The 783-nt window shown below is 63.7% G+C and carries 1 protein-coding gene; it reads left to right on the plus strand.

Annotated features, from left to right (window positions below; translation table 11 throughout):
- Positions 1 to 318 precede the first annotated feature (318 nt).
- A partial coding sequence (locus LRA98_RS12850; RefSeq protein WP_238634278.1) for an Rpn family recombination-promoting nuclease/putative transposase occupies positions 319 to 783 on the plus strand: 465 nt, incomplete at its 3' end.

The raw sequence follows: 783 nt of genomic DNA on the forward strand, positions 1-783 counted from the left end.
CTACAAGACGCACCCGCCCTCGCCATGGACCCAGACCCCCCCCCCAGGCAGTCCATGCCCAAGGGACCACGATTCGATGCCCCTACCTCTCCCGTGAGAGCATGGTGGCTGCCCGCTGCCATCGATACGGGATGACGCCTGCTACCAGCTGGAGCAAAATCGGCGTCATGGATCGGACGGCGACAGCCGTAGCGAAGAGGGAAGAACGGCCCCCGATACCCCCTGGCTCAAACCAGGCGTCAATAAGCGGCCGCTACTGACGGGCCACGAAGCGGGACACCCCGACACCAAGACTCCATCACTCGGGCCGAAGGCAGGATGAGCGCACACCCGAACACGCCTCATGACAGCCTCATCAAGACACTCCTCGAGGTGCCGGAGCGCGCCTCGGTAGTGTTGCGCGAGAGCCTGCCCGCACCGCTTCTCGATAAACTCTCGGATGACAACCCCGAGCACCTGCCCGGCAGCTTCATCGACCCCAATCTGCAACCATCACACAGCGACCGCCTTTTCCAAGCTCGCCTTCGCGACGGCCGGGCCGCCTACATCTATGTGTTGATCGAGCACAAATCTGCGCCGGACGCCAGCACACCGGTACAGCTGCTCGGGTACATGCAGCGGATCTGGCAACGCCACGCCGAGCACACGCCCCAGCAACGTGCGCATCGGTATCGCCACTTACCGCCGATCATCCCCCTGGTGCTCTACAACGGCCGGCCCGACTGGTCCGTGCCACTCTCGTTGCTCGAGTGCATCGACGCCGATGAGGATCTACGTGACCTT

This window comes from Halorhodospira sp. M38 (assembly GCF_022227985.1).
Taxonomy (GTDB): domain Bacteria; phylum Pseudomonadota; class Gammaproteobacteria; order Nitrococcales; family Halorhodospiraceae; genus Halorhodospira; species Halorhodospira halophila_A.